We start from the raw sequence: 25,203 nt of genomic DNA on the forward strand, positions 1-25,203 counted from the left end.
CCGCCACTTCCACTCGATGCAATCTTTCGTCGCCTATTTCAGGAGTGCTCGCCATGACCAGCCTCAGCTCGACCACCGGCAATTCGACCGACGGTGATTCGGTCACCGGGGGGCGCGAAACCCTGCACGACATTTCCGAGCGGGTGCTGTGGTTGTCGACGTCGATGATCCACCACGCCAACCGAATCCGGCCCAATCCGACGGGTCTCAAGGTGGGCGGTCATCAGGCGTCGTGCGCGTCGATGGTCACCATCATGACCTCGCTGTGGTTCGAGCAGCTCGAAGCGGGCGACCGAGTGTCGGTCAAGCCGCACGCGTCGCCGGTGCTGCACGCCATCAACTACCTTCTCGGTGAGCTGGACGAGAAATATCTGACGACACTGCGCTCGTACGGTGGTCTGCAGTCCTACCCGTCGCGCGCCAAGGATCCCGATACCGTCGACTACTCGACGGGATCGGTGGGTATCGGTGCGACGGCACCTATTTGGGGCGCAATGTCGCGCCGCTTCGTCGACTCCGCATTTTCCGAAGACACACCGAGTGGGTTTCGCGGCCGGCAGTATTCGCTCGTCGGAGACGCCGAGCTCGACGAGGGTGCCGTGTGGGAAGCCGTCATCGATCCGGGCATCGGGGAGTTGGGTGAGATCGTCTGGATCGTCGACCTCAACCGTCAGTCCCTGGACCGAGTGGTGCCGAACATCGCCGCGCGTCGCCTCGAGAAGATGTTCGACGCGGCAGGCTGGCAGGTCATCACCGTGCGTTTCGGTCGGCTGCTCGAGAACCTGTTCGCGCGTACCGGTGGTGACGCCCTGCGGCGTCGCATCCTCGACATGCCCAATCCCGAGTATCAGCGGCTGTTGCGGTGCTCGGCGTCCGAGTTGCGAGATCGGTTGCCCGGCAACGGTTCCGATGCCGCGACGATCTCGGCGCTCATCGGCGATCTCGACGATCTGATTCTCACCGAGTCGATTCGCAATCTCGGCGGCCATGATCTCGACGCGCTGCGCGAGGCCTACGCGCAGATCGACGACACCCGTCCCACGGTCATCATCGCCTACACAGTCAAGGGCTTCGGGCTCCCTACACAAGGGCACCCACAGAACCATTCCTCTCTGTTGACAATCGAGGAATATGTCTCACTCGCAGACACTCTCGGCACGGATGCCGACTCGCCCTGGGGCCGCTTCGACGACGCCACCGCTGCCGGGCAGTTGTGCGCCGATGTCGCCGAACGGCTGCGCCGCGAGCCGGTGCCCGTCTCGGCACCGCCTTCAGTTCCCACCGACATCGGCCGTACTCCCAAGGGCACGGCCACGACGCAGGCCGCGCTCGGCCGCACCCTGATCGACCTGACGCGTGAGGCCCCGGATGCGGCGCGCCGCGTCGTCACGGTCAGTCCCGACGTCAGCTCCACCACCAATCTCGGCGGTTGGGTCAACAAGGTCGGTGTCTGGTCGTCGTCGGAGCGGCACGACTGGTTCGGTGACGATGCCGAAACCATCATGCACTGGCGTGAGGGTCCGACCGGTCAACACATGGAACTCGGTATCGCAGAGACCAATCTGGTCGGATTGATGGGCGAGCTGGGTGCAACGTGGAGTCGGTGGGGAGAGCCCCTGTTCCCCATCGGGGTGATGTACGACCCGTTCGTCGAACGCGCCCTCGAACCGTGGTCGTACGGCATCTACGCGGGTGGTCAGTCGATTCTGGTCGGTACGCCGTCGGGTGTCACGTTGGCTGCGGAAGGTGGTGCGCACCAGTCGATCAAGACTCCGTCGATCGGTCTGGAGCAGCCCGGATGCATCTCGTACGAGCCGGCGTTCGCCATCGACGTCGAGTGGACGCTCCTCGCCAGTATCGCCAAGTTGGGTCGCCCCGACGGCACCTCGGCGTACCTGCGCCTGTCGACCCGTCCGGTCGATCAGACGTTGGCCGACGTGCCCAGCGATCCGGCGGCCCGCGAACGCAGGCGCAAGCAGGTGGTGGCCGGCGGCTACCCACTCGTCCGACGAGACGGTGCCACCGTCACGATCGCGGCGATGGGTGCGCTCATGCCCGAAGCTCTCGATGCTGCAGCACGTTTGGAGCGCATCGGCATTCTCGCGGACGTCCTGTGCATCACGAGTCCGGGCCAGCTCTATCGAGCCGTCCAGGCTCGACAGGGGCACGGCGACGCGGAGTCGTGGATTCTCGATCAGCTGTTGCCGGCCGATCGGGCGACACCGATGGTGACCGTCCTCGACGGCCATCCGCACACCCTGGCCTTCCTTGCGAACGTGAACCGCGTGGCGTCGACGTCGTTGGGCGTCAGCAACTTCGGTCAGGTGGGCTCTCTGGACGAGGTGTACAAGCATCATCACATCGACACCGATTCGATCGTCGGTGCCGCTCTGGATGTCACCGGCCAGTAGTGCCGCGGGTGCTCATTCGTCCACCCATTCCAAGAGGTCTCCGGGTTGGCATTGCAGCACCCGGCACATGGCGTCGAGGGTGCTCAGTCGTACGGCTTTGGCCCGTCCGTTCTTGAGGACTGCGATGTTGGCGGGCGTCAGGCCGACGCGTTCGGCAAACTCGCCGACGCTCATCTTCTGCTTGGCCAACTGAACATCGATGCGCACCACGATGGCCATCAGATGACCGCGTCCATGTCGCTGCGCAGTTCCGTGGCCTGCCTGAGCAGGGTCCTCATGACGACCATCAACAGTGCGGCGACGGCGACGATGACGACGAGCAGGAAGAGCAGTAGCGGCAGGCCTGGGTCGTCGGCTCCGAATCCGACGTAGAGAAAGACGCCGACCAGCACCGCCCAGGCCGCGACGATCGACCACGTGATCGTGTCGACCCACACCAACGAGGCGCGGGTGAAGATTGCATTGCGGTTCACCATCGTCAGCAGCTTCCACGTCGCGACCACGACCACCTGAATGCACAGCACCCAGAAGATCGACACGATGGTCAACGGCCATCGCAGGTATGCGGATTCGGGAGATTCCTGTGCCATGTGGGCGAACTGCCCGGGCAGCGACATGACTTGCATCAGCACCAGTACCGCGAACAACGCGGCGAGAAACAGGCGAAGCAACAGGACGACCGCTCGATATCCACTCAGCATTTATCGAGTATCGACAGGAATCTATCGAAAGTGAATAGATCAATACGGTGTCCGGATCATCCAGTTCCGATTGACAGTGGGCGTACGGTTGTAACATTCGGCGAGGGTCAACGCCGTAGGTTGCTCGTTCACGGCGAAGGGTGTGATGGCCGCATCGTATGGGGGCGGGACCACGTGACCGATCGGACATCCGAGGAAACGCCGGACGATTCGGCTGCCGAGAGAGCGGCCGCAGCCGCGTTCGACGAGCAGATCGCGGCGGCACTCCCGAGGCGATCACACGTGCCGGGTGCGACGACGTATTTCGCGGAAGACACCTTCGAGGCGCTCGATGTGTTCCGCGGAATATTGCTCGAGCACAGCCGATTCGAGACTGTGCTGCAGGGCCTGTGCGAGCAGGCCGTCGTGGCAATTCCCGGGGCGGATATGGCGGGAGTGACCCTGCTGCATCATGATTCGGAGAATCCTGCCACCGCTGCATTCTCGGACGCTCGTGTGGTGGACATCGATGCCGATCAGTACCGAGCGGACGAGGGGCCGTGTCTCGAAGCTGCGCGCCACGATCGGTTGGTGTGCGTCCGAGTCGACGAGATCACTACTCGCTGGCCTGCATTCGCAGCCGCAGCAGCAGACATCGGAGTGCAGAGTTACCTGTCGGCACCGCTGGCAGTCGATTCCGAGCATGCAGGCTCGCTCAACATCTATGGGTTGGATGCCGGTGGCTTCAACGACATCGACGAAGTGCTGGTGAAGATGTTCGTCACATCGGTGGAAGCGGCAGTGTGGCATTCCCGACACGCAACGGAGGCGAAGCAGGAAGTCGTCGGTCTTCGTGTGGCGATGATGACCAGGGCGACCATCGAGCAGGCCAAAGGCATCCTGATGGCAACGCGATCGATCACTCCAGACGCCGCGTTTGCCGTGTTGGTGCAGCAGTCCCAGCGCGAGAACACGCGAGTTGCTGTGTTGGCGGCCCGGATGGTCGATTCCGTCATCCGGCGGCAGGAGGCCGAACGGCCTTAGTGTCGGGGTTACGTGGTCTACCGAGCATCACCCACGGCTCAGCAACTCGACATCGACACCGGCGAAGGGAGATATTTCGGGTGGTCCCTCAGTGCGACGCAGTGGGTGCAACAGCCGCATGGACGCCGCCGCTGTAGGACGCCGGTAGTGGACTGCTGCACAGTGCGCGAGCCTCATCGGTCGAAATGCCGAGTGCGCGGAGCACTCGCTCGGTGGTGCCGTCGACCGTCGCCGCTTCGTCGCGGTCGGGCTGTGCAAGGAGCAGACGGCCCATGGACAGCAGTGAACCGGCGACTATCGCGAGGGCGAGATCCGGGTCGTCGACGTCGAATCTCCCTTGCGCTGCGGCCGATTCGATATCGCGACGCGACCGTGGTGCCAGGCCACCGGCCGCGGCGAACGCGGCGGCCTCGGAGTTGAGCAGGACACGGCTCAGTTGAGGTTCGAGGCGGAACAGGCGTCCGGACAGTCTGAACGATTGGGTGAACTTCTCGACCGGATCCTCGAAACCGACGGTGAGCGAATCGAGGTAGTCGCCGACGGACTCGAGAGCGGCGTCGATGGCGGCCTGCCACAGTTCTTCTTTGCTCTCGAAGTAGTTGTAGAACGATCCGTTGCTGACGTCGGCGGCCTGCGTTATTTCGAGCACGGGTGCGTTGGTGTTCCCGTTGGCGAGTAACCCTTGCGCGGCCTGGATCAGCGCGGCTCTGGTGCGTGCCTTGCGGCGCTCGACGCGGTTGCCTTCGGTCACGATCTGCTCCTGCTCTGCGATGTCGAGTGCAGCCTATCGCGAATCAATGATGACGAATTCGTCAAAAAACCTTGACGTACGGCCGTGGCATGAGTGACGATATCGTCAACACCTTGCGACGGCAGGGGAATCGACTTCCGGCGGCACCGAAGGACCTCATGACGACGAACGCGACGATCCCGCAGTACCGCACCGATCTGTACTCCACCGATGCGATCCTCGACCCGTACCCCCATTACGCCCGGCTACGCGCCCTCGGTCCGGTGGTGTGGCTGCCGCGCCAGCAGGTATTCGCCGTCCCGCGTTACGCGGATTGCAAGGCCGTGCTGCTCGACGACGAGACCTTCATCTCGGGGGACGGAGTGGCGCTCAATCCCGTCGCCAATCGGCTCGGCCGCGGAACGACACTGAACAGTGACGGCGACGAGCATGCGACCAAGCGATCGGTGCTCGCGCATCGACTCACTCCGAAGGCCGTGCGCAAGATGAAAGCGGCTGTGGAGGAAAAAGCGAACAGCATCGTCGACGCGGCACTGAGCAAACAGTTCGTCGACGGCGTGGACGATCTCGCGACAGCCCTGCCGATGTCGATCGTGCCCGATCTCGTCGGGTGGCCGGAGGACGGCCGAGAGGATCTACTCCGTTGGGCCGGCGCGACATTCGACTCCCTCGGCCCCGTCAACCGGCACTCGATCACCGCCGTCAAGGGTGCCGCCGAGATGCTCGCTTTCTCGCGGCGCGTGGTGCGAGATCGATCGGTGATTCCCGGGAGCATGGGCGACGACGTTCTGAAGGCCGCCGACGACAACAAGATTCAGAAGTCGACATGTCCTGCGCTGATGATCGACTACCTCGGTCCCTCACTCGATACCACCATCGGAGCCATTTCCGGTGCCCTCGACCTGTTCGCCCGGCACCCCGAGCAGTGGCAGGCGATCAGGCAGGACCCGGACCTGATACCCAATGCGATCAACGAGGTCGTTCGATACGAGTCGCCGATCAGAGCATTCTCGCGTCGTGCGGTCCGTGACGTCGAGATCGACGGATCGCGAATCCCGAAAGGTGCTCGCGTACTGGTGGTCTACGCGTCGGCGAACCGCGACGAGCGTGAATGGGACAACCCCGATGCCTTCGACATCACCCGTGACGCGGCGCGTCAACTCGGCTTCGGTTCCGGCGTGCACGGGTGCGCCGGTCAGGGGCTCGCCCGTCTGGAAGCCCAGACCATGCTTCGGGTGCTGGCGCAGCGTGTCGAGAAGTTCGTTCCCGCAGGAACACCCGTACGAGCCGTCAACAACGTCATTCATCGATACGAACGGTTGCCCCTGAAATTGGTGGCAGCAGAAAGGACACAGCCATGAGGATCGACGTCGATTGGGATCGCTGCGAGGGCCACGGCATCTGCGCCGAACAGGCACCCAAGGTGTTCAGCCTCGATGACGAGGGCGAACTGCACTACGCCTTCGATGGCAACGACATTCCCGACGACCTCGCAGCCTCGGCCCGGTCCGCGGTCGGGGTGTGTCCGGTGGCGGCACTGCGAGAACAGGCGTGAGCTCTCTCGAGAGCAGGATCGTCGTCGTCGGAGACTCCATAGCCGCGTGCACCGCTGTCCGCGAACTGCGGGCCCGCGGATACGAAGGTCAACTGACGATGATCGGGGCCGATGCCGACGGTTGCTACGCGCGGCCGCCGTTGTCCAAGCACGTGCTCAAAGGCGAAGCAGCCGAGGCGGAAACGTGGGATCTGTCGGACCTGGACATCGAGGCGATCGGCGATCGTGCCGTATCGGTGAACACCGAGACTCGGATCGTCACCACCGCGGCCGGTACCGATGTTCCGTACGATCGCTTGATCGTCGCCACTGGAGCAGCTGCACGTCGCATCGCGGCTCCCGGGCAAACGGGCGAGACGGTGCTGCGGACCTTCGACGATGTCCGGGCGCTACGTCCGAAACTCGATGCGGCGCAGACGGCGATCGTCGTCGGTGCCGGATTCCTCGGCATGGAGGTCGTCAGTGCGTGCGTCTTGCGCGGAATCGCAGTCACCGTCGTGGACGTCGACCCTCCGTTGAAACGCCTGCTGGGTACTTACCTGTCCGACGCGATTTCCGCCCGGGCCGAGGCAGCGTCGGTCGAGTTTCTCCGCGCGGACAACCCGGTTGCGTTGACGGGTAACCCCGTCACCGGGATCGAGTTCGAGGGACGCACCCTCGACGCCGATGTGGTGGTCACCTGCGCCGGTGATGTCCCCGAGACCGAGTGGTTGAGCGGTACCGGTATCGCCGATGATCGCGGTGTTGCCATCGACGAGCGCTGCGCCACTGCAGTTCCCGATGTGTTCGCCGCAGGAGACGTCGCGTACTCACGTGCCGGTTCCGGTCGAGCGCCGTTCTGGTCCAATGCTGTCGCGCAGGGCAAGGTTGCCGCGGCCTCCGCACTCGGCCTCGAACCCACGTGTGCGCCTACCGACGACTACTTCTGGACCGAGATTCTGGGACTGTCCATCAAGGTCGTCGGTCCTCTTCCGCTCCTGGGTGATCCGACCGTGCTCGAGGGTGCCGTCGACGACGGATCGGCGCTGCTGCAGTGGAATCACGAGGACGGCCGCACGACCATCGTTGCCTACGGCATGAAGAAGGCCGTCGGCCTCCTCCGACGCCTTGCTCGCGACTCCGCTGTTCCCACTACGTAAGGAATTTCATGGCTTTCGGTTCTGCGTCCGGTCTGGTTCGTCGTCTACCCGAGGCGGTCGGGCTCGCCCGGGCCGCGATCGGCATCGCCCACATGGTTGCGCCCACTCGCGCCAACGAACTCCTCGCCGGGCCCGACGCGGCCGTGGCGACGACGCGAGCTGCGGCTCGCACCTTCGGAATTCGTGAAATCTACATCGGCGGCGGGCTCTACGCGGCAACTCGGTACGCGCCGAAGGCCGTGCGCACTCTGCTGCGAGCAGGTGTGGCCGTCGACGTCTGGGACACCGCGGCGTTCGCGCTCACCGCTCACCTGCCGCAACGAACGAGAACGGCCGGCTGTGCAATCGCCGGAGGCTTCGTTATCGCCGGCGCGCTGGCAGACCTGCAACTGGACCGGTAGTCGGCGGTGGACAACATCGCTCGAGTTGTTCGCGCGGCCAGCATCAGTGCTGTTCGCCTCTACAACCGATTGGAAGTGACGGTGGCGCAGCCGGTTCCGGACACCCCGGTACTGTTCGTCGCCAACCACGGGTTCGGCGGAGTCATCGATCTCAACGTGTTCGCATTCGCGGCCGCATACGACCAGCTCGGGATCGACCGCGAGCTGATCACGCTGACGCATCAGATCGCGTGGACGCTGCATGCAGAGAAGCTGATCGAACCCTTCGGTGCCAGGCCCGCAAGCAAACAGACGGCACTCGATGCGTTCGAGGAGGGCCAGAACGTCCTGGTGTTTCCTGGTGGAGATGTCGATGCGCTCAAGGCCTGGAAGCACCGCAACGAGATTCTCTTCGACGGGCGTACCGGGTACGCCCGGTTGGCGATGGAGGCGGGGGTGCCGATCGTCCCTGTGGTGACCGCAGGAGCAGGGGAGTCCCTGCTGGTACTCGGCAGCGGGAAGCGATTGGCGAAGGCGCTGAGGTTGGACAAGGTACTGCGGCTCAAAACGTTTCCGCTGACGGTGTCCATTCCGTGGGGCGTCAATCTCGGTCTGGTTGGGCTTCTTCCGTACCTGCCGCTGCCCACCAAACTCGAAACGACGGTGCTCGCACCCATGCGCCCCGAGGCCGACGAGACGGCCGAGGAGTTCGCAGTGCGGGTGCACTCGGCTATGCAAGCCGAACTCGACGAACTGACGAAGGATCGGCGACCCGTTATCGGATGACGTCGAATGCGACGCCATCCGATAGCGCGCCGACTCATGCGTGATTCGTGAGCCGCGCCCCGCCTACCACCGACGCCACTCGCTGCACATCGTCCGCTGTGATGTCGCGATCACTGCAGTAGATGAACCTGTCGGGTCGAACCAGAAATCCCCGTGCGCGAGATGTACGCATCTGACGCGCCACGACGCCTTCGCTGTCCACGTAGTGCCCTGGTGGGACGGTGTGAGTCGCTACGGCAGAGGCGTATTCGAGTTTCACCTCGCGGACGCCGGCCTCGGCAAGCGCGCGGGGGATGGGCGCGGACGAAAATCCGATCCAGGTCCAGCTGTTGTCCAAGATCGTGTCCAATCTGACCGGAGCCAGATCGGAGCCCACCACCCACGGCTGGCGGATGAAGGTGCCGCGAGGACTGCGTAAACGGGCGGTGTGGGCGAAGAAGCCGCCCTTCGTTCCCAGTTCGTAGCGGGGCTTGAGTCCATTCGACGTGATGACCCGCCCGAGGGCGGGCGTTTTCATGGCCGCTCGAATGACGTTGTCGCGCAGACGTACCGCAGTGGGGTTGCCGAGCATCACCAGCTTGCCGATGCGCAGTGAGAATGCGGTCAGTTTCGTGACGTTCGGTCGGCGTTCGGGCTCGTAGGTATCCAACAGGCTCGGGTCGGCCTGCGCGTTGAGTACTGCATCGAGCTTCCAACAGAGATTGGCAACATCACGTACCCCGGACGAGACTCCCTGCCCGGCGAAGGGCGGCATGATGTGTGCGGCGTCGCCCGCGAGAAAGACACGCCCCTTGCTCCATTGCTCGGCCTGCCGGATGTGGAAGGTGTATCCCCAGCTTCGGTAGATCTCGACCTGGTCGTAGTCGATCCCGCGTTCTGCGAGCAGGCCGCGTAGGCCTTCCTCGGTCTGCAGCTGCTCGACGGTCTCGCCCTTGTTGACCCTGAACTCGACGCGGTGATAGCCCATCGGACACGGGCAGTCGACGCCGGGACGATGCGGGTTGGAAATGAAGGTGAAGTCCAGCGGGGCGTCGACGGGTAGGTCGTACCAGGCTCGGAGCTGGATGTCGAACCAGGGTTCCTCGATGTGTTTGCCGGGCAACGCAATTCCGAGAAGCTTACGGATGGAGCTGGAGCCGCCGTCGCAGGCGATCACGTAACGTCCGGTGATCTGCCGATCCGGTCCGCCCTCGGCAGAGCGAAGAGTGACGGTGACGGATTTCTCGTCCTGCGACAGATCGATCGCGTCGTATCCCGGCATGACGGTGACGGTGGGGAAGCGTTCGATCCCCTGGCGCAGAACACGTTCGAGCTCGGGCTGATGGTAGTAACACATTCCGGGCACGCCCTGCCCATGACTCTGCGACGACGTCATCGACAGGAACGTTCGATCGCCGTTCTTGAAATGCACCCGGACGTCCGAGGACATCGTGGCCAGCATCTCGTCGAACAGGCCGAGCCCCTGCCACACCCGGTGCGCGTCCTCGTCCGACGCGATCGCGCGTTGGCGTGGATAGATGGAGATATCGCGCTCCACGATGGTAGTCCGGATGCCTCGTTGCCCCAGAAGGTTGGCGGCGGTGGCACCGGTGGGTCCGAACCCGATGATGACGACATCCACGTCGAGAGCAGGGCTGGCGCCACCGTTGTTGCTGGTCATGTGGTTCCTCGAAGTAGGCGGGAGCGTGAAGCTCGGGGGCGACGGCACTTGAATGACGGTACCGCCATGCGTGACGATACCGTCAATCGCAAAGGAGTATGGCATGAATCACTCAGACCGCACCACTTCGTCATGATCGATTCACGCCGGCGATCGACGACCGTTCCGCTCGGTGCCGCGTTCTTCGTTCTGCTGGCGGTGTTCATCGGTTGGTCCGTCACCCGGTACGACGGAACGTTCGACGACGCTGTGGACGTTGATGTGGTCTTGAACTCCGCAGGTAATTCGTTGCCGCTCCGCGCGGACGTCAAGGTGCGTGGGGTTCTGGTGGGCCATGTCGATTCGACGTCGGTTCGCGACGGGGCTGTCGTCGCACATCTGGCCATCACGCCGTCGTTCGCTCCGATGATCTCATCGAACGCGACCGCGCGTCTGCTGCCGAAGACTTTGTTCGGTGAGCGTTACGTCGCCTTGAATGTTCCTGTCGGCCCGGTGGACCCGGTCGTGGACGGATCGGTGCTCGAGCAGGACGTGAGCGGCAACGCCATCGAGGTCGGAGTTCTCCTCGACGGACTGCAGCCCCTGCTCGAGGCAATTCCGCCACAGGATCTGGCCAGTACCCTCGGTGCCCTCGCCCAAGGTCTGTCCGGAAAGGGCGAGCAGATCGGGTCCACGATCGACCGCCTCGAGAACATCTTCGAGCAGGTGAACGCCGTTATGCCCGCTCTGCAAGAAGATATTCGCGGTGTCGCCGATCTTGCCGATACCTACTCCGACGCGCTTCCGTCCTTGGTGAACGCGTTGGACAACTTCCGGGCCACCGGCAACACCGTCGTCGAACGACGGTCCGCTGTCGACGCGCTGATCGCGTCACTGAATTCGAGCAGTTCGACCACAGCGGACTTCGTAGCCGCGAACTCCGACGACGTCATCAGTCTGGCAGCGGATTCCCGGGAAGCGCTCGAAACGCTCCAGGAGTACATCCCCACCGTCGAGTGCTTCCTCGACCAGATCGTCGCGGTGGTGCCTCAGATCCCCGAAGTCCTCGAAACGGACGGCGAGTTTCCCGGAATTCAGGGAACAGCCGAGTTCGTCAACCCCAAGGGGCGGTACCTACCGAACCAGGACGAGCCGCGATTCCTGGACGATCGGCCGCCCAGGTGCCTACCGAGCCCGCCGGTAGGGGAGAACATGCCACAGTATTCCGGCGGCTCCTTCAACGACGGTGCGTATCAGGTGCCCTCACGTAATCCCGGTCCTCAGGGAGGCGGCGAACCCACTGCTCAGAACGTCGCGTTTCCTGCCGCGTCCGCGTCGTACGCCGGCTCGGACGTCGAGCGGGAGACTCTGGCCGTCGTCTACGCCAACCGATCGGGCATGGAGCCTTCGCAAATTCCCTCCTGGACAACACTGTTGGGTGCACCGGCCATGCGAGGCAGTCAGATCGAACTGCGCTGATGGGACGTGGGTGGCGACGCGGCTGTGCGGGAGCGGTCATACTCGAATCATGCGTTCGAAGCAGAAAATTCTCGACGCCACCCTCGGGCTCATTGCCGAGGGTGGGTTCGAGGATGTCACCATTGCGGCGGCTGCGCGGGCTGCAGGCGTGACGCGCCAGACGGTGTATTCGATCTTCAGCACGCGCGAGGACATGATCTCGGAGGCGATGGTCGGCCTCGTCGTCGGCTTCATCGGTGAGATAGGGGAGAAGGCCGATCAGGCCGAAACGGCATCGGAGTTCGTCGTCGAAACCATTGTGGCTGCACGAGATCTCCTTCGCAGGCAACCGGTTCTGAATACGTTGCTACGTTCGGGCAATGCGAATCCGCTGTTCGATCCGGACGTGATGGATCGCGCCGAGCCGGTGGTGCGTCAGTTCCTCGACGGCTACATCGAACGACATCCCGAATTCGATCCGACACAGTTCGACGGGGTCGAGGCCATGTTCACGCGCAACGCGCTGTCGGTCATTCTGTTCGACGACCCGACGATTCACGACGACGACGGCCTACGGGCATACCTCCGACGCTGGTTGGTGCCGCTTCTATCCGTGCGCTGACCCCCTAAGAACTTGACACTGCGACCCAGTTCTGTCTAGTTTTGCATCGCACTTGCACGTGACACAGGTCTCGGTGCGCGCTGCTGCACACCATTGGGGGGTACGTGTCGAACTTGAATCGCCGGTCTTTTCTCGGCGCAACTGCGGTTGCGGGGTTGGCCGCACTATCGGGCACCGGGGTGGCGCGAGCAGCCGGCGGGCGACGCTCTCGGATCCCGCTGACCCGCGAGGACCACCGGGTGGTGATCATCGGATCGGGGTTCGGCGGTGGCGTCGCCGCATTGCGCCTGGCCGAAGCGGGGGTGCCGGTTCTGGTCCTCGAGCGCGGAAGACGTTGGAACACAGGGCCGAACGCGAACACGTTCCCCGATGCCACGTCACCGGACAAGCGGATGCTGTGGCACGGTTCGAGTCCCAACCTGTTCGGAACGCCGGTCCCGTTCGATCCATACGTAGGCCTCCTCGAGGCCGTGCCCGGAGACAACATGACTGCGCTGTGCGCGGCCGGTGTCGGAGGCGGATCACTGATCTACCAGGGAATGACACTGCAGCCATCGCAGCCGGTATTCGAAGAGCACTTTCCGGTCGGGCTCGACTGGTCGACTCTGAATCGAGTGCACTACCCACGCGTGGCGCGGATGTTGCAGCTTCAGCAGGCTCCCGACGAGTTGATCGGTACGCCCAATTATCAAGCGGCGCGGGTGTTCGCGGCCAATGCGCGTCGAGCAGGTCTGCCGGTGTCGAAGATCCCGATGCCGATCGACTGGAACTTCGCCCTCGACGAGACGCGCGGGGTGATGGCACCGTCCTACACCGATGGGTCCGGGGCCTTCGGAGTCAACAACGGCGGCAAGCACTCAGTGGACGTCACCTACATCGCCGCCGCCGAGGCGACGGGGCTGGCCACGGTTGCGACACAGCACGATGTCACGGCAATCGAGCGGCGTGACGACGGTCGTTGGACGGTGTATGTCGATCGAATCGACTCCGACGGAACGGTATTGGAAAACAAGGTTCTCACGGCCGGCGCATTGGTGATGGCAGCGGGCAGCTTGAACACCACGAAGCTGCTCGTGCGTGCCGGTGCCACCGGAGCGATCTCGGACTTGCCGGACCAACTGGGACAGGGTTGGGGCACCAATGCCGATCGCATCTACGTGTGGTCGAGCATCGAGCAGAGTTTCGGTGCGCCACAGGGTGGTCCGGTGGTGTTCGGCAGCCTGAACTGGGACGACCCGAACACTGCGCACACCGTCATTCAGGCATCGATACCGCCGTTGTCGTTCGATGCCCACAGTACGATGCTGGTCGGGTACGGAGTCAGCAGCGGCCGCGGCCATTTCGGCTACGACTCCTCCGCGGACCAGGTGCGATTGCACTGGCCGGCCAACGGCGACAGCGTGATTCAGGACGGTTCGATCGATCCGACGGTGCGTCGTATCGCCGGATCGGGCAGTGTTCTCACCGATACCAACGCACTGTTCCCGTCCACCTGGCATCCGTTGGGTGGGGCCAACATGGGCGCGGTCTGTGATCTCGACGGTCGCGTCCACGGCCAGCGAGGCCTGTATGTCCTCGACGGAGCGCTCATGCCCGGCACCACCGCCGCGTGCAACCCATCCATGACCATCGCCGCACTGGCCGAACGCGCGTTGGACAACATCGTTGCCGACGACATCGGCTCCGTTATCTGACCCCCACCAGAAAGAGACCGATGCATCTGTACCGCAACCTGATCGGCGTCGCAGTCACCGCCGTGCTCGCGTCTTCCCTTACCGTGCTCGGCGGCTCTGCAGCGAATGCCGACCCCGTCGACGACTTCTACGTCCCTCCGGCTCAGGTAGTCGACGACCCGGGGGCCGTGTTGCGGACGCAGCCGATGTCACTGTTCGCGGCTCTGCCCGGGGCGGACGGTGTCTACCCCGTTCAGGCGCAGCGGGTGCTGTACACGTCACGGACGCAGGACGATACTCCGGTGGGCGTGTCGGGCACGTTCATCGAGACCGAGGTGCCCTGGCGTGGTGCAGGCCCGCGGCCGACCATCGTCGTCGCGCCCGGCACGGTGGGTCAGGCCGATCAGTGCGCTCCTTCGCGTGCGTTCCCGACGACGGTCAATGCTGTGACGCAGCCGTTGTCGATTTCTGCGAACCAAGAAGCCTTGTCCTCCACGCTGTGGGGGTCGATGGGTGCGAACGTGTTCGTCACCGACTACATCGGGTTGGGAACGCCCGGCGTGCACACCTATGTCAATCGAATCGAGGAGGCTCATGCGGTTCTCGACGGTGCGCGCGCGGCGAACGAACTGCTCGGTGATGCCGATGCGCCTGTTGGTATCTGGGGTTACTCCCAGGGCGGCGGGGCGGCAGCCGCGGCGGCCGAACTCGCCTCGGAGTACGCACCTGAGGTCGATCTGAAGGGCACGTGGGCCGGAGCGCCTACAGCGGACTTGCTCGAGGTGTTGAAGACCGTCGACGGAACGCTGATCGGTGGAGTGATCGGGTATGCCCTCAACGGTTTCGTCGAGCGCGATCCGAGCCTGCTGCCGCTGATCGACGAACGGCTCACCGATCGCGGCAAGGCAGTGTTGAGTGATCTGTCGACAGAGTGCATCGCAGACACCATCCTGAAGTACCCGTTCCTGCGAACCGAATCGCTGACCGCGGACGGCAAGTCGATGCTGGAAAATTTGGGCACCATTCCTCAGGCGGGTCGCATCCTCGAGGCTCAGCGGATCGGTCGCAGTACTCCGAACGCACCGGTCATGATCACCAGCGGACTCAACGACGACACCGTGCCGTACGGTCAGGCCCGGCAGTTGGCTCAGGATTGGTGTGGGCGAGGTGCCACGGTCGAGTTCCGAACCAACCCGTTGCCGCCGATCCTGCAGGGTGCGGTGTTGCCCAACCACTTCGGGCCGCAGCTGATCGACGGGTACGGCGGCGCCGCTGCAGCGTTCCTGATGGATCGGTTCGCCGACGTCCCCATGGCACCATGCTCCATCGACTGATCGGCGGCCGCAGGCGCTGGCGGCTGGTGCGAGAATTCGTACTGCGCAATCGTTGTCCCGCAGCCTCGACCGTCGAGCAGCGTGCCCATGACTATGTGGCGATAGCAGACGCGTTCGGGCTGTGCTGGCCGCCGGATGGACAGCGTGCCAGGGCACTGCTCACCAGTTTCGGCGATCGGGATCCGGATGCCGTCCTTGCCGCGATGCGTCCGCTTGCGCCTCCGGTTCGGCTCCACCCGGTGGTTCGGGTGTGGAATCGTGCCGTTGGCTAGGGCCGCGTCGACACCGGTGCGCTCGACACTGCTGCGGTCGCGGCGTCGGGTGGAGGCTGTGATTGCCGGCGGTGGCCCGGACATCGTCTTTCAGCCGATCGTCCGTGCACGCGATGGGGTGATCGAGGGATACGAGGCCCTGTCGCGTTTCCCGGCGGGTGGCGGTGACACCGAGGCGTGGTTCGCCGATGCAGCGCAGTGCGGACTCGGTCCCGCTCTGGACCGATCCGCGGCGGTGAAGGCATTGGGAGAATCTTCGCGTCTGCCGGATGGTTGCTTCGTTGCGGTGAACGTCAGTGCTGCAACGCTATTGGTCGATGCATCCTTGGTGGACGTGTTGCTCGACTTCGGCCGCCGGCGGTCACTGGTTGTCGAGCTCACCGAACACGCTGCCCCGAACGACGAGGATGCGGTGGTGGCCGTGTTGACCGAACTTCGACGCGGCGGTGTCGCTGTCGCAGTGGACGATGTGGGATCCGGATACGCAGGTATGCGGCAACTCGTCGTGATCGAGCCGCAGATCATCAAACTCGACGCGTTCGTCGTTCACGGCATGAAAGGCAATCGAGTGAAGTCGGCCTTGGCGGAACTGGTCCTCGAGTTCGCGCGAAAAACGGAGGCCAGGTGCGTGTTCGAGGGTATCGAGACCGACGACGACCTCGAAGCAGCCACGGCGATCGGGGCAGACCTGCTGCAGGGCTACCGAATCGGTCGCCCTGCAGCGGTGGATCTGCTTGTCTGAGGATGTGTTCAGTGGCTGCGGGCCGAGAAGCTCTCCCGTTTCGAAGCCTCACGTGCCACCACTTCCTCGGCCGCGACGATGACGTCGTCCACATCGGCACTCTTGACGACGACCACTCCGTCGGCATCGGCGACGATGATGTCACCGGGTGAGACGACGACTCCTCCGAGTGCGACAGGCTCGTTCAGTCGGCCCGGCCCGTTCTTGTAGGGACCCGCCGGTGTGACACCGCGCGCGAAGACGGGCAGACCCAATTCTGCCAAGGCGTCGGCATCGCGCACGGCACCGTCGATGACGAAGCCGGCGATGCCGAGCGATTTGGCGCGGATTCCGATGAGATCGCCGATGAGGGCGCGTGTGTCGTCACCCGAGCCGTTGACCACGATGACGTCGCCGGGGCGGGCGTCGTCGAGAGCCTTGTGGATGTAGAGGTTGTCGCCCGACCGAGTCCAGACGGTGTACGCCCGGCCGGTGACTGCTGCTCCGGCCCAGATGGGCCGCAGTCCGGCGATGATGCCGAAGCGCTCCTGGGCATCGCCTACGTTGGCTGCGGGCACTCGAGAGAAGCGTTCGATCATATCGTCGGATACGGCAGTGGCGGAAAAGGTTTCGGTACTCATGAGATCAATGCCTTTCGGGTGACTTATTGCTGGTCGGCGAGCAGTTCGGCGATGATCGGTTCGATCTCGGTTTCACGCTGTTCCCACAAGGTCGCGACGTCGGCACCGGACACCCAATCGGGCTGCGTCGCAGCGCCGGTCAGCTTCTCGGCGACTGCCGGGTCGGCCAGTGCAGTCTCGAGGGCGTTCTGCAGCGTGGTCATCGTCGCGTCCGGGGTGCCGGCGGGGGCACTGATGGCGAAGTTGTTGGTCATGAACGGCGCGTCGTATCCCTCGCTTGCCAGCGTCGGTACCTCGGGGATGAGCTTGTTCTGCTCTTCGGTGAGAACCGAGAGGATGTTCACCTCACCCGAGGCGAACTGGCCGTAGAAGCTGGACACTCCACCGAGGGCGAAGTCGGTTTCGCCGGAGACCAATGCCGAGATCTTGTCGGCTCCGCTGTTGTAATGAACGATGTTGAAGTCCAGGCCGAGGGTGTCTTCGAGGGTGCGGAGGTTGACGTGGTCGTCGCCGGCCCTGGAATCGGTGCCCACGGTGATGGACCCCGGGTTGGCCTTCACGGCGTCGAAGAGCTCGGCAATGTCTTTGTACGGGTTGGACTTGTTGACCCCGATCACGATGTCGTTCGATGCGAACGACCCGATGGGCGAGAAGCTTTCGCGATCGAACCCGGCTTTCTTGCTCGGGTCGAGGTATCGCCCGAGGATCGACGGGATGTTGGTGAAGCCGATGGTCTCGCCGTCCGGTTTCGCGTTGGCCAGGTAGTTCAGTCCGACGACCTGGCTGCCGCCCTCCTTGTTGACGACCTTGACCGGCACGCCCAGTTCGGTCTCCATGGCGGGGGCCATGATTCGGGCCAGGATGTCGTTGCCTGCACCTGCGGCGGACGGGACGACCCATTCGACGGTGGCACCGTTGCGTGGAAACGGTGCTCCCGAATCGGTTGTACTCGAGCTGCATCCGGCAATCAGGGCGGCGGCGGAGATGGCCGCGACCAGGGTGGGCAGTGTTCTCATGAGACAGGCTCCTTGATGGGCTGGGTGCGGGTGGCGCGGCGGGAGAGGATACGAGCGAGGACGGGGCGCAGCATTCCGAACAGAACGGCCGCGATGAAGACGAGCAGAAGGACCTTGTTGATGGGTCCTTCGACGAAGACTCCGTAGTCACCGCGGGACAGTGACAGCGAGCGCTGAAAGTTCTCCTCGAGAAGCGGCCCGAGGATCAGTGCGAGAACGAGTGGAGTGAGCGGAATCTTGGTGAGGTGGAACAGGTATCCGATGACGCCTGCGCCGAGCATGATGAAGATGTCGAAGACGCTGCCGTTGATGCTGTAGACGCCCAGGAACATGAAGGCCAAGATCATCGCCATCAGGTAGTGGAACGGGATCTTCAGTACGGCAATCCACAGACGAACCAGTGGCACGTTGAGAATCAGCAGGATGATGTTGCCGACGAGGAAGCTGGCGATGATGGTCCACGCGACCTCGGGGTTGTCGCGGAACAACAGTGGGCCGGGGATCAGACCGTTGATCGTGAAGGCGCTAGCCATGATGGCGACGGTCGCCGAGGTGGGGATACCGAGGGTGAACAGTGGAATCATCGACGACAGTGCGAGCGCGTTGTTGGCCGATTCCGGTCCGGCGACACCCTCGACGGCACCCTTACCGAACTGTCCAGGACGCTTGGTGAGCTTCTTCTCCATAGCGTAGGAAGCCAATGAGGTTGCAGCACCCGGAGATCCGGGGAGCAGACCCATGAAGAAACCGATGATCGAGCCGCGCATCGTCGGTCCCGCGGACCTGCTGATGTCCGTCTTGTTGGGCAACAGCTTTCCGACGGCGAGTGGTCGTCGGCCGGCACCGCCCGCCGAGCGGGCTTGGATGAGGATCTCGGTGAGGCCGAAGCAACCCATCACGACGGCCACGAGTGCGACGCCGTCGAACAGTTCCGGCATGCCGAACGTGAATCGCTGGATGCCTTGGCCGGAGTCGATACCCACCGACGCAATGGCCAGGCCGAGCCCGACGCTGATCAGCGCTTTGGCGGGGTTGTTGCCTGAGAAGCTGGTGATCAGGGCCATGCCGAGTAGTGCGACGAGAAACAGTTCGGGAGCACCGAATTCGAGTGCGAATCGGCTGAACGGGGCGACGACGACGAATCCGACGACGCCGACCAGTCCGCCGACGAACGACGCGAGTGCGGCAACGACGAGGGCGGGACCTCCGCGTCCGCTCTTGGCCATCTCGTAGCCGTCGAGTGTCGTTGCAATGGACGACGCCTCACCGGGAATGCGCAGTAGGACCGCGGTGACGGTGCCGCCGAATGCTGCGCCGTAGAGGATGGCGGCGAGCATGATGAGCGCTGTGGTGGCGTCGAGGCCGAAGGTGATCGGGATCAGCAGCGATACCGCAGCGGCGGGGCCGAAGCCGGGCAGCACACCGACCAACATGCCCAGTACGCAGCCGAGGAGTGCGAACAGCAGATGCGTCGGAGTGAGGACGTTGACGAAGCCTGCCATCAGATCGGGAAATCCCATGGCTCACAACCCCCAATCGGCGAGGAAGGGAATGGACGATGCAGGCAGGGCCGTGCCGAGCCAGACGTCGAACACCAGTCGGGTGGCGAGTGTGGTGGCCACGGCGACGCCGATGGCGACCACTGGAGTGCGTTTGCCGACGAAGGTCAGCACGACAGCGAGCATCAGCGCCATGGACAGGGTGTACCCGAGGGTGGGGAGGACCAGCGCTGCACCGGCGATCGCGGCGACGACCACTCCGATTCTGATCCAGCCTGCGCGGTCGGGAAGTTCGGTCTCGTCGGCGTCCTCCTCGTTGTCGCTGGAGAGGAACGCGACGGCCGCCGAGGTGGCGGGTTCGAGCTCCAGTTCAGGTTCGGGGGTCGTCACCCGCGGTGCTCGGACGAGCTGTATCGCCCACATAGCGCCGCCGAGGATCATGCCGAGGCCGCCCACCAGGGGCAGGAAGCCCGCGCCGACGCCGGGGTCGGCGGCGATGCCGTAGCCGGTTGCCATGGTGACGGTCGCCAATCCGACGACCAGCGTCGCGCCGAGCACGATCCATTCGATCGTGTGTTGTGTGCCGAGCAGTATCTTCACGGCCGGCTGCCTTTCTGACGATAAGTTCGGATGTGGCCTGGAGGGGTCGGCCGGATTGCTGTGCTTCACGTCACTTGCAATCTTGCACAGGTTTACAGGATTGTGGTTGAGTGTGTCAACAGACACAGTGGAAAGTGGAGGGTATGAGCTTCCGAACAGTGGTTGCCAGTAGCGGGAAATCGCTCAGCGCGTCCGAAAAACGCGTCATTGCAGTACTTCTCGGAGAGCCCGAACCGTCGAGTCTGCGGGCGGCCCCGGTCGCGGCCCGTGCACAGACGCATGAGTCGACGGTAGTGCGTCTTGCGCAGAAGCTCGGCTACAGCGGCTTCCCCGACCTTCGTGCCGACCTGGAGCGCGACAGCCCAGAACCGGTTGCGGCATCGGCACTGATGAGGAGCGACACCGGGCATGAGCTTGCCGTGTTCGCCCGCGACGAAGCGCGTGCTCTCGAACGATTGTCGAGCTTCATCCCACAGGAGCAGTTGGTGGAGGTGGCTACGGCGATTCACCGTTCGCGGGTGGTCTACCTGTTCTCCAAGGCCGACGAGCGGCCCGCGTTGGACATGCTGGCACGACGGCTCCGCAGGCTCGGCCTGGTGGTCGTCGAGCTCGGGCTCGGAGGGAAGGACCTTGCCGAGCGGTTCGTCAGCTTCACCGAGGACTCCGTCCTGATCGCCTTTGCCCTGCGCGAGGCACCGTCGCAGCTGCCTGCGCTGGTCCGGGAAGCGGAACGACGCGGCGGCACGTCGATCCTCATCAGCGACGCGCCGGGATATCACTTTCGCCCCGCGCCGACGCATCTGCTCGTCGCCCAACGTGGTGACGATTCGGAATACAACACCCTCATCATTCCCATCGCCATTGCGTACGCGCTGCAGTTGGCCATCTTCCACCTCGAGCCCGATCGATACGGGGCGGTGCGCGACGACATCAACGACGTGTCGAGGTTGGTCGGAGGAACCGACGAAATTCCCTTGCGCTGATGCCTTCTCGTGACTCCATTGCTCTGACCGTTCAGGCGACGACTGCGCAAGCAGGGTGGGTCGGGGTGCGGTTGATGATCGGCTATCGGGCGATCGCCGAGGGTGCCGACACTCGAACGCTTGCGGTGATTGCGGCACTCTTCGCTGCGCCCGCAGTATTGGCGGCCCTGCCGATCGGGCGCATCGCCGACAGGTTCGGCGGGCCGGTGGTGATAGTTTCGGGAATCGTGTTGTGCTCGATCGCAACCGGTGTACTCGTCACGTTTTCGGCAATGTGGGCGTTGCTCGTGTGCACGGCTGCGTTCGGACTGGGCAATCTGCTCATCATGATCGGGCAGCAAGCGTTCGTTGCACACGTCCACGTCGACGGCAAGAACGAAAGTGCCTTCGGCGCACTGACTGCCGCCGCGTCGATGGGTCAGTTGGTCGGGCCGCTCGCCGTGACGGCCGTCGCGTCGAGATTCGGCGGCGCGAGCATCGAGAGCCCGAACACGACGGCAGGCATCCTCACTGCCGGTGCCTTCACCGCCGTCGCGCTCCCCACCGCACTGTTCTTGATGCTCGGCCGCAACCACATTCGTGCCGAGAAGCCTGCCGAAGGGGAAGCATCGGGGCTGAAGTTGCTGAAGCTGCCGGGTATGTGGCAGTCGTTGACGGTCAGCGGCGCAGTGCTGGTGACCGTCGATCTGCTCTACGCCTTCGTGCCGGCATGGGCCATCGAGCGTGGGGTGTCGGTGACGACGGTGGGCTGGCTGCTGGCATTGCGTGCCGGAGTGTCGGTGGTCAGCAGAGTGGGGCTCGGCAAACTGGACGCGAGGTTCGGCCGCACTGTGCTGCTCAATGTTTCGTTGGCGGCGGGCGCGATCGCTCTCGCTGTGCTGCCGTTCGTGCAGGCCGTCGGAGCCATCGGAGTCATGATTGCACTCGGCATCGCGCTGGGCATTCCGCAGCCACTGACCATGTCGTGGGTGGTGTCGATCGTCCCGAAATCCACTCAGGGGGAGGCGTTGGGATTGCGGATGTCGGCCAACAGATCTGCGCAGATCCTCATCCCGCTGACGGTCGGCGCACTCGCCGGCCCGTTCGGGGTGACCGGCATTCTGCTCGGCAATGCCCTGGTGCTCGGAGGATCGATCGTCGCGGCCTCGCACCCGAGAAGTCGGCCCTGAGCAATCGACGCTCCACTCGACGTCTCGGTCGCGAGGATTCTCCAACATGGGGCCCAGAGTGGAGCACAAGTTGCACACGCACCGACAAATGGCCTGACTCAGCTGGGATGGGTGGACATCTTCACGTGCGGGATTCCCGCTTCCAGGTATTGCTCGCCCACTCGAGTGAATCCGAATCGCGCGTACCATTTTTCGAGGTGCGCTTGCGCGGACATCTCGACCACCCCGGGGTATGCCTTCAGCGCGGCCTCGACCAGCTGTCCGGCATAGCCTCTGCCCCGGCCCGCAGCCGCGGTCGCGACGCGGCCGATGTGGACCGTATCGTCCACGAGCACTCGGAGAGTGGCCACCACCTCGTCGTCCTCGTCCTGGATCCAGAACAGTTCGGTCGTCGGAAGTAGGTCCGCGCCATCGAGTTCGACCTCGTCGACGATCTTCTGTTCGTGCACGAATACCGCGACCCGCAGTGCCATGATGCGGTACAGCGTGCTCGGATCGACGCGCGAGAGCGTGGCGTGGTGAATGGAAGGCATGGGTCCGTTTCGTCTATTGGGCATCGGAATTCACGCCGCAAGCGGCACAACGGTTCCCGGCGGCACGTCGTTGTATCGGGCCGTGATCTTGTTCAGTTCCAGCTGGTAGTACAGGGACTGCAGGCCGAAGACGAACGTGAGCAGAAGTCCGACAACCGAGCTGCACGTCGGCTGGAGGCCGGCTGCGCGCTGGGCGTCGGCGATGCGGTTTCCGGTGTTGTAGTAGCTGATCAACGGAGCGATGATGGTCCAACCGAGGAGAAGCAGGACCAGCAGTGGGCCGACGACCGGCGGGTCGACCTTGCGTCGGTCGAAGTCGGCCATTTCACGGTGAACGAGGTAGTACCAGATGAAGTGGTAGATGCCGAGAGTGATGAGCGGCAACAGGATCCACACGACAACGGGGTTTCGCCGCTTCATCGCACTTCCCTGGGCAACCGGACCGGTCATGATGCTCCCCCACCTTGTCGGACGCGTGCTCGTGGACCGGACGATTCTACCCAGCTTGCGATTCAACCTCGGGCGGCACACATGCGTGAGCGTGACGCACAGTGATCATGTGGGTGGCGGCGTCACCAGACACCACTCGTTGCCCTCGGGGTCCAGGAGCACCTGAAAAGATCCCGCAGCATCGGAGTGCCGATCCCCGACCACCGTCGCACCGAGTTCAACGGCCTGCTCGACCGCTACATCGATACTCGGCACGGCGACGTCGAGATGAAGCCGGTTCTTGAAGGATTTGCCCTCCGGAACCCGCTGAAACGCCAGCCGAGTGAACCCGGGGACATCGACGAAGTGCCACGAATCGTCTCGCATCGCAGGCTGCCCGCCGAGCACCCGGGCCCAGAACTGCGCCAATACAGCCGGATCCGTGCAGTCGAATACGACCTCGTCGATGCGTCCGATCACGGTGTCATCGTATGCATCACTGAACACCCTGTGCTTATCAAGACTGGTCGTAAGCGGGAGCACGCAACGCAGATCGTCGATTCGATCAGGTGGCCCAAGAAACGCTGTCGGCGCAAAGCGACGCATACTGCGGCCCTGTGGTGCGACGAATCAACTGCACCGAAACCAGCTCGGGTTGGCTAGCCTTCCAACGTAGGCAACGTTTGCCTAACTTGGACGATGGGGAAAGCATGCGGCTTTGCAGAATGTCACCGACTCGAACTCCCGCCTCTGGGCACAAAGTGGCGACGGCGTTCGCCGTGCTCTCGGTCGTCGGTGTCACCGTATTGAGTGGATGTTCCTCGTCCGACAACGGACCGGCGGAGTCGAATGGGGCCACCTCGGAGTTCGGCTTCAGTTATGTGGACGGTCGCGGGGAGAAAGTCGAGCTCGACGCGATCCCGTCGCGCATCGTTGCCAGTGAACAGGCCGCTGCAGCGTTGATTCCGTTGGGCATCAGGCCGATCGGAATCTGGGGCGGCAGCTCCTTCGAGTCGTCGATCCCACTTCGCGGCCTCGATCTGGACGGGATCGAGAGCGTCGGACAGGCATACGGTGACATCGATGTCGAGAAGGTCGCAGCCCTCGATCCCGATGTGATCATCACCGGTTGGTACGCCGGTGACGCCTACGGTGGCCTCGGTCTGGAAACGTCCGACCTCGCCAAGAATCTCGCGCAGGTTGCACCGTTCCTCGCGGTGTCCGCGCAGAAACCGTCGTCCGAGGCGCTGAAGGACTACGAGACCCTGGCTACGGAACTCGGTGCCGACATCGATACCGAATCGACCAGAGCGGACCGGGACGCCTACGACGCTGCGGTCGCCGGTCTGAGGGAAGCCGTCGAAGCCAAACCAGGCCTGACCGCGATGGCCATTTCCCCTTCGGATCAGTATTACGTCGCGATCAACGACGAGTTCCCCGAACTGCGCGACTACGAGAACTGGGGTCTGACGCTTCTGGAGTCCGATGTTCCACGCGCCGCCGACTCGGGATCCTTCACTCCGGTGAGCTGGGAGAACGTCGGTCAGTACCAGCCCGATCTCATTCTGCTGGACACCCGCTCGAATTCGACCTCGTTGGCTGAGCTCGAGGCTGACCGCCCGACATGGGCTCTGGTGAAAGCGGCGGAGGCCGGCAACATCGCCGACTGGACTACCGACGCGACCAACAATTATGCGAGCTACACCGCACAGATCGTCGACCTGACAGCAGCGATCGACAAGACGCCCGTCTAGCCCCTCTGGGGTGACAGGCACGGCTGCGTCGTGGCGACGGCGCGTGCTGTCACCAAAAATTCACGGACTGGACGGTCAGCCGAAGAGCACTGCTCTTGCTTGCGGTTCGCGCCG

At 63.8% G+C, this 25,203-nt stretch carries 27 protein-coding genes; 16 read left to right on the forward strand and 11 right to left on the reverse strand.

Annotated elements, in window-relative coordinates; translation table 11 throughout:
* Positions 1-53: 53 nt before the first annotated feature.
* On the forward strand, positions 54-2,411 hold the full coding sequence (locus QM588_RS03350; RefSeq protein ID WP_283311437.1) for a transketolase-like TK C-terminal-containing protein: 2,358 nt from the start codon (positions 54-56) through the stop codon (positions 2,409-2,411).
* 12 nt (positions 2,412-2,423) lie between these two features.
* On the opposite strand, the gene QM588_RS03355 is transcribed toward QM588_RS03350, so the two are convergent.
* Both QM588_RS03355 and QM588_RS03360 read right to left on the reverse strand, forming a co-directional pair.
* Positions 2,424-2,630: a helix-turn-helix domain-containing protein gene (locus tag QM588_RS03355; RefSeq protein WP_283311439.1), complete on the reverse strand. Its 207-nt coding sequence runs from the start codon at positions 2,628-2,630 to the stop codon at positions 2,424-2,426.
* Positions 2,630-3,112, reverse strand: coding sequence for a DUF2975 domain-containing protein (locus QM588_RS03360; protein WP_283311441.1), 483 nt, complete (start codon positions 3,110-3,112; stop codon positions 2,630-2,632). The genes QM588_RS03355 and QM588_RS03360 overlap by 1 nt, the downstream gene beginning before the upstream one ends.
* 174 nt (positions 3,113-3,286) lie before the next feature.
* Between QM588_RS03360 and QM588_RS03365 the strand changes: the two genes are divergently transcribed.
* Entirely contained in the window at positions 3,287-4,135 is an 849-nt protein-coding gene (locus tag QM588_RS03365) for a GAF and ANTAR domain-containing protein (RefSeq protein ID WP_283311442.1), read from the forward strand.
* Positions 4,136-4,223: 88 nt separating this feature from the next.
* Here the strand turns inward: QM588_RS03365 and QM588_RS03370 are convergent, their stop codons facing one another.
* A complete protein-coding gene (locus QM588_RS03370; protein ID WP_283311445.1) occupies positions 4,224-4,886 on the reverse strand; it encodes a TetR/AcrR family transcriptional regulator in 663 nt (220 codons plus the stop codon).
* Between the two features lie 158 nt (positions 4,887-5,044).
* Between QM588_RS03370 and QM588_RS03375 the strand changes: the two genes are divergently transcribed.
* Genes QM588_RS03375 through QM588_RS03395 form a run of 5 tightly spaced genes read left to right on the forward strand, consistent with a single transcriptional unit; the run spans position 5,045 to position 8,746 of the window.
* Entirely contained in the window at positions 5,045-6,247 is a 1,203-nt protein-coding gene (locus QM588_RS03375; RefSeq protein WP_283311822.1) for a cytochrome P450, read from the forward strand.
* Entirely contained in the window at positions 6,244-6,441 is a 198-nt protein-coding gene (locus QM588_RS03380; RefSeq protein ID WP_027495453.1) for a ferredoxin, read from the forward strand. Before QM588_RS03375 ends, QM588_RS03380 begins: the two co-directional genes overlap by 4 nt.
* On the forward strand, positions 6,438-7,580 hold the full coding sequence (locus QM588_RS03385) for an NAD(P)/FAD-dependent oxidoreductase (protein WP_283311447.1): 1,143 nt from the start codon (positions 6,438-6,440) through the stop codon (positions 7,578-7,580). Before QM588_RS03380 ends, QM588_RS03385 begins: the two co-directional genes overlap by 4 nt.
* 8 nt (positions 7,581-7,588) lie before the next feature.
* A complete protein-coding gene (locus QM588_RS03390) occupies positions 7,589-7,981 on the forward strand; it encodes a hypothetical protein (RefSeq protein ID WP_032392145.1) in 393 nt (130 codons plus the stop codon).
* Positions 7,982-7,987: 6 nt separating this feature from the next.
* Positions 7,988-8,746, forward strand: coding sequence for a 1-acyl-sn-glycerol-3-phosphate acyltransferase (locus QM588_RS03395; RefSeq protein WP_283311454.1), 759 nt, complete (start codon positions 7,988-7,990; stop codon positions 8,744-8,746).
* Between the two features lie 34 nt (positions 8,747-8,780).
* On the opposite strand, the gene QM588_RS03400 is transcribed toward QM588_RS03395, so the two are convergent.
* On the reverse strand, positions 8,781-10,406 hold the full coding sequence (locus tag QM588_RS03400) for an FAD-dependent monooxygenase (protein ID WP_283311456.1): 1,626 nt from the start codon (positions 10,404-10,406) through the stop codon (positions 8,781-8,783).
* Between the two features lie 132 nt (positions 10,407-10,538).
* Here QM588_RS03400 and QM588_RS03405 point away from each other — a divergent pair, with 132 nt between their 5' ends.
* The 6 genes from QM588_RS03405 (at position 10,539) to QM588_RS03430 (ending at position 16,486) form a co-directional block, all read left to right on the forward strand.
* On the forward strand, positions 10,539-11,864 hold the full coding sequence (locus tag QM588_RS03405) for an MCE family protein (RefSeq protein ID WP_283311457.1): 1,326 nt from the start codon (positions 10,539-10,541) through the stop codon (positions 11,862-11,864).
* 49 nt (positions 11,865-11,913) lie between these two features.
* Positions 11,914-12,465: a TetR/AcrR family transcriptional regulator gene (locus QM588_RS03410; protein ID WP_283311459.1), complete on the forward strand. Its 552-nt coding sequence runs from the start codon at positions 11,914-11,916 to the stop codon at positions 12,463-12,465.
* 104 nt (positions 12,466-12,569) lie between these two features.
* Positions 12,570-14,159, forward strand: coding sequence for a GMC oxidoreductase (locus QM588_RS03415; protein ID WP_283311462.1), 1,590 nt, complete (start codon positions 12,570-12,572; stop codon positions 14,157-14,159).
* A gap of 20 nt (positions 14,160-14,179) precedes the next feature.
* Positions 14,180-15,472 carry a lipase family protein gene (locus tag QM588_RS03420; RefSeq protein ID WP_283311463.1) on the forward strand — a complete coding sequence of 431 codons (1,293 nt, stop codon included), beginning with the start codon at positions 14,180-14,182 and terminating at the stop codon, positions 15,470-15,472.
* Positions 15,457-15,744: a hypothetical protein gene (locus tag QM588_RS03425; RefSeq protein WP_283311466.1), complete on the forward strand. Its 288-nt coding sequence runs from the start codon at positions 15,457-15,459 to the stop codon at positions 15,742-15,744. Before QM588_RS03420 ends, QM588_RS03425 begins: the two co-directional genes overlap by 16 nt.
* A complete protein-coding gene (locus QM588_RS03430) occupies positions 15,731-16,486 on the forward strand; it encodes an EAL domain-containing protein (protein ID WP_283311467.1) in 756 nt (251 codons plus the stop codon). Before QM588_RS03425 ends, QM588_RS03430 begins: the two co-directional genes overlap by 14 nt.
* 8 nt (positions 16,487-16,494) lie before the next feature.
* Here QM588_RS03430 and QM588_RS03435 read toward each other — a convergent pair whose 3' ends face one another.
* Genes QM588_RS03435 through QM588_RS03450 form a run of 4 tightly spaced genes read right to left on the reverse strand, consistent with a single transcriptional unit; the run spans position 16,495 to position 20,221 of the window.
* The gene (locus tag QM588_RS03435; RefSeq protein WP_283311470.1) at positions 16,495-17,106 is read right to left on the reverse strand and encodes a methyltransferase; all 612 of its coding nucleotides are present in this window, start codon (positions 17,104-17,106) and stop codon (positions 16,495-16,497) included.
* Positions 17,107-17,129: 23 nt separating this feature from the next.
* The gene (locus tag QM588_RS03440) at positions 17,130-18,122 is read right to left on the reverse strand and encodes a tripartite tricarboxylate transporter substrate binding protein (protein WP_283311472.1); all 993 of its coding nucleotides are present in this window, start codon (positions 18,120-18,122) and stop codon (positions 17,130-17,132) included.
* Entirely contained in the window at positions 18,119-19,642 is a 1,524-nt protein-coding gene (locus tag QM588_RS03445) for a tripartite tricarboxylate transporter permease (RefSeq protein ID WP_283311473.1), read from the reverse strand. Before QM588_RS03445 ends, QM588_RS03440 begins: the two co-directional genes overlap by 4 nt.
* 3 nt (positions 19,643-19,645) lie before the next feature.
* Positions 19,646-20,221, reverse strand: coding sequence for a tripartite tricarboxylate transporter TctB family protein (locus QM588_RS03450; RefSeq protein ID WP_032371763.1), 576 nt, complete (start codon positions 20,219-20,221; stop codon positions 19,646-19,648).
* 143 nt (positions 20,222-20,364) lie between these two features.
* Here QM588_RS03450 and QM588_RS03455 point away from each other — a divergent pair, with 143 nt between their 5' ends.
* Together QM588_RS03455 and QM588_RS03460 are read left to right on the forward strand one after the other, a co-directional pair.
* Positions 20,365-21,204 carry a MurR/RpiR family transcriptional regulator gene (locus QM588_RS03455; protein ID WP_283311476.1) on the forward strand — a complete coding sequence of 280 codons (840 nt, stop codon included), beginning with the start codon at positions 20,365-20,367 and terminating at the stop codon, positions 21,202-21,204.
* Positions 21,204-22,373 carry an MFS transporter gene (locus QM588_RS03460; protein WP_283311478.1) on the forward strand — a complete coding sequence of 390 codons (1,170 nt, stop codon included), beginning with the start codon at positions 21,204-21,206 and terminating at the stop codon, positions 22,371-22,373. The genes QM588_RS03455 and QM588_RS03460 overlap by 1 nt, the downstream gene beginning before the upstream one ends.
* Before the next feature lie 98 nt (positions 22,374-22,471).
* On the opposite strand, the gene QM588_RS03465 is transcribed toward QM588_RS03460, so the two are convergent.
* From QM588_RS03465 to QM588_RS03475, 3 genes are all read right to left on the reverse strand, one after another.
* Positions 22,472-22,906: a GNAT family N-acetyltransferase gene (locus QM588_RS03465; protein ID WP_283311480.1), complete on the reverse strand. Its 435-nt coding sequence runs from the start codon at positions 22,904-22,906 to the stop codon at positions 22,472-22,474.
* A gap of 30 nt (positions 22,907-22,936) precedes the next feature.
* The gene (locus QM588_RS03470; RefSeq protein WP_283311482.1) at positions 22,937-23,356 is read right to left on the reverse strand and encodes a DUF4234 domain-containing protein; all 420 of its coding nucleotides are present in this window, start codon (positions 23,354-23,356) and stop codon (positions 22,937-22,939) included.
* A 105-nt stretch (positions 23,357-23,461) separates the two neighbouring features.
* Positions 23,462-23,815: a VOC family protein gene (locus QM588_RS03475; RefSeq protein ID WP_283311483.1), complete on the reverse strand. Its 354-nt coding sequence runs from the start codon at positions 23,813-23,815 to the stop codon at positions 23,462-23,464.
* A 245-nt stretch (positions 23,816-24,060) separates the two neighbouring features.
* Between QM588_RS03475 and QM588_RS03480 the strand changes: the two genes are divergently transcribed.
* Positions 24,061-25,089 carry an ABC transporter substrate-binding protein gene (locus tag QM588_RS03480; protein ID WP_283311484.1) on the forward strand — a complete coding sequence of 343 codons (1,029 nt, stop codon included), beginning with the start codon at positions 24,061-24,063 and terminating at the stop codon, positions 25,087-25,089.
* Positions 25,090-25,203: the final 114 nt, after the last annotated feature.

Origin of the sequence: Rhodococcus sp. IEGM 1354 (genome assembly GCF_030056855.1) — a bacterium.
GTDB lineage: Bacteria > Actinomycetota > Actinomycetes > Mycobacteriales > Mycobacteriaceae > Rhodococcoides.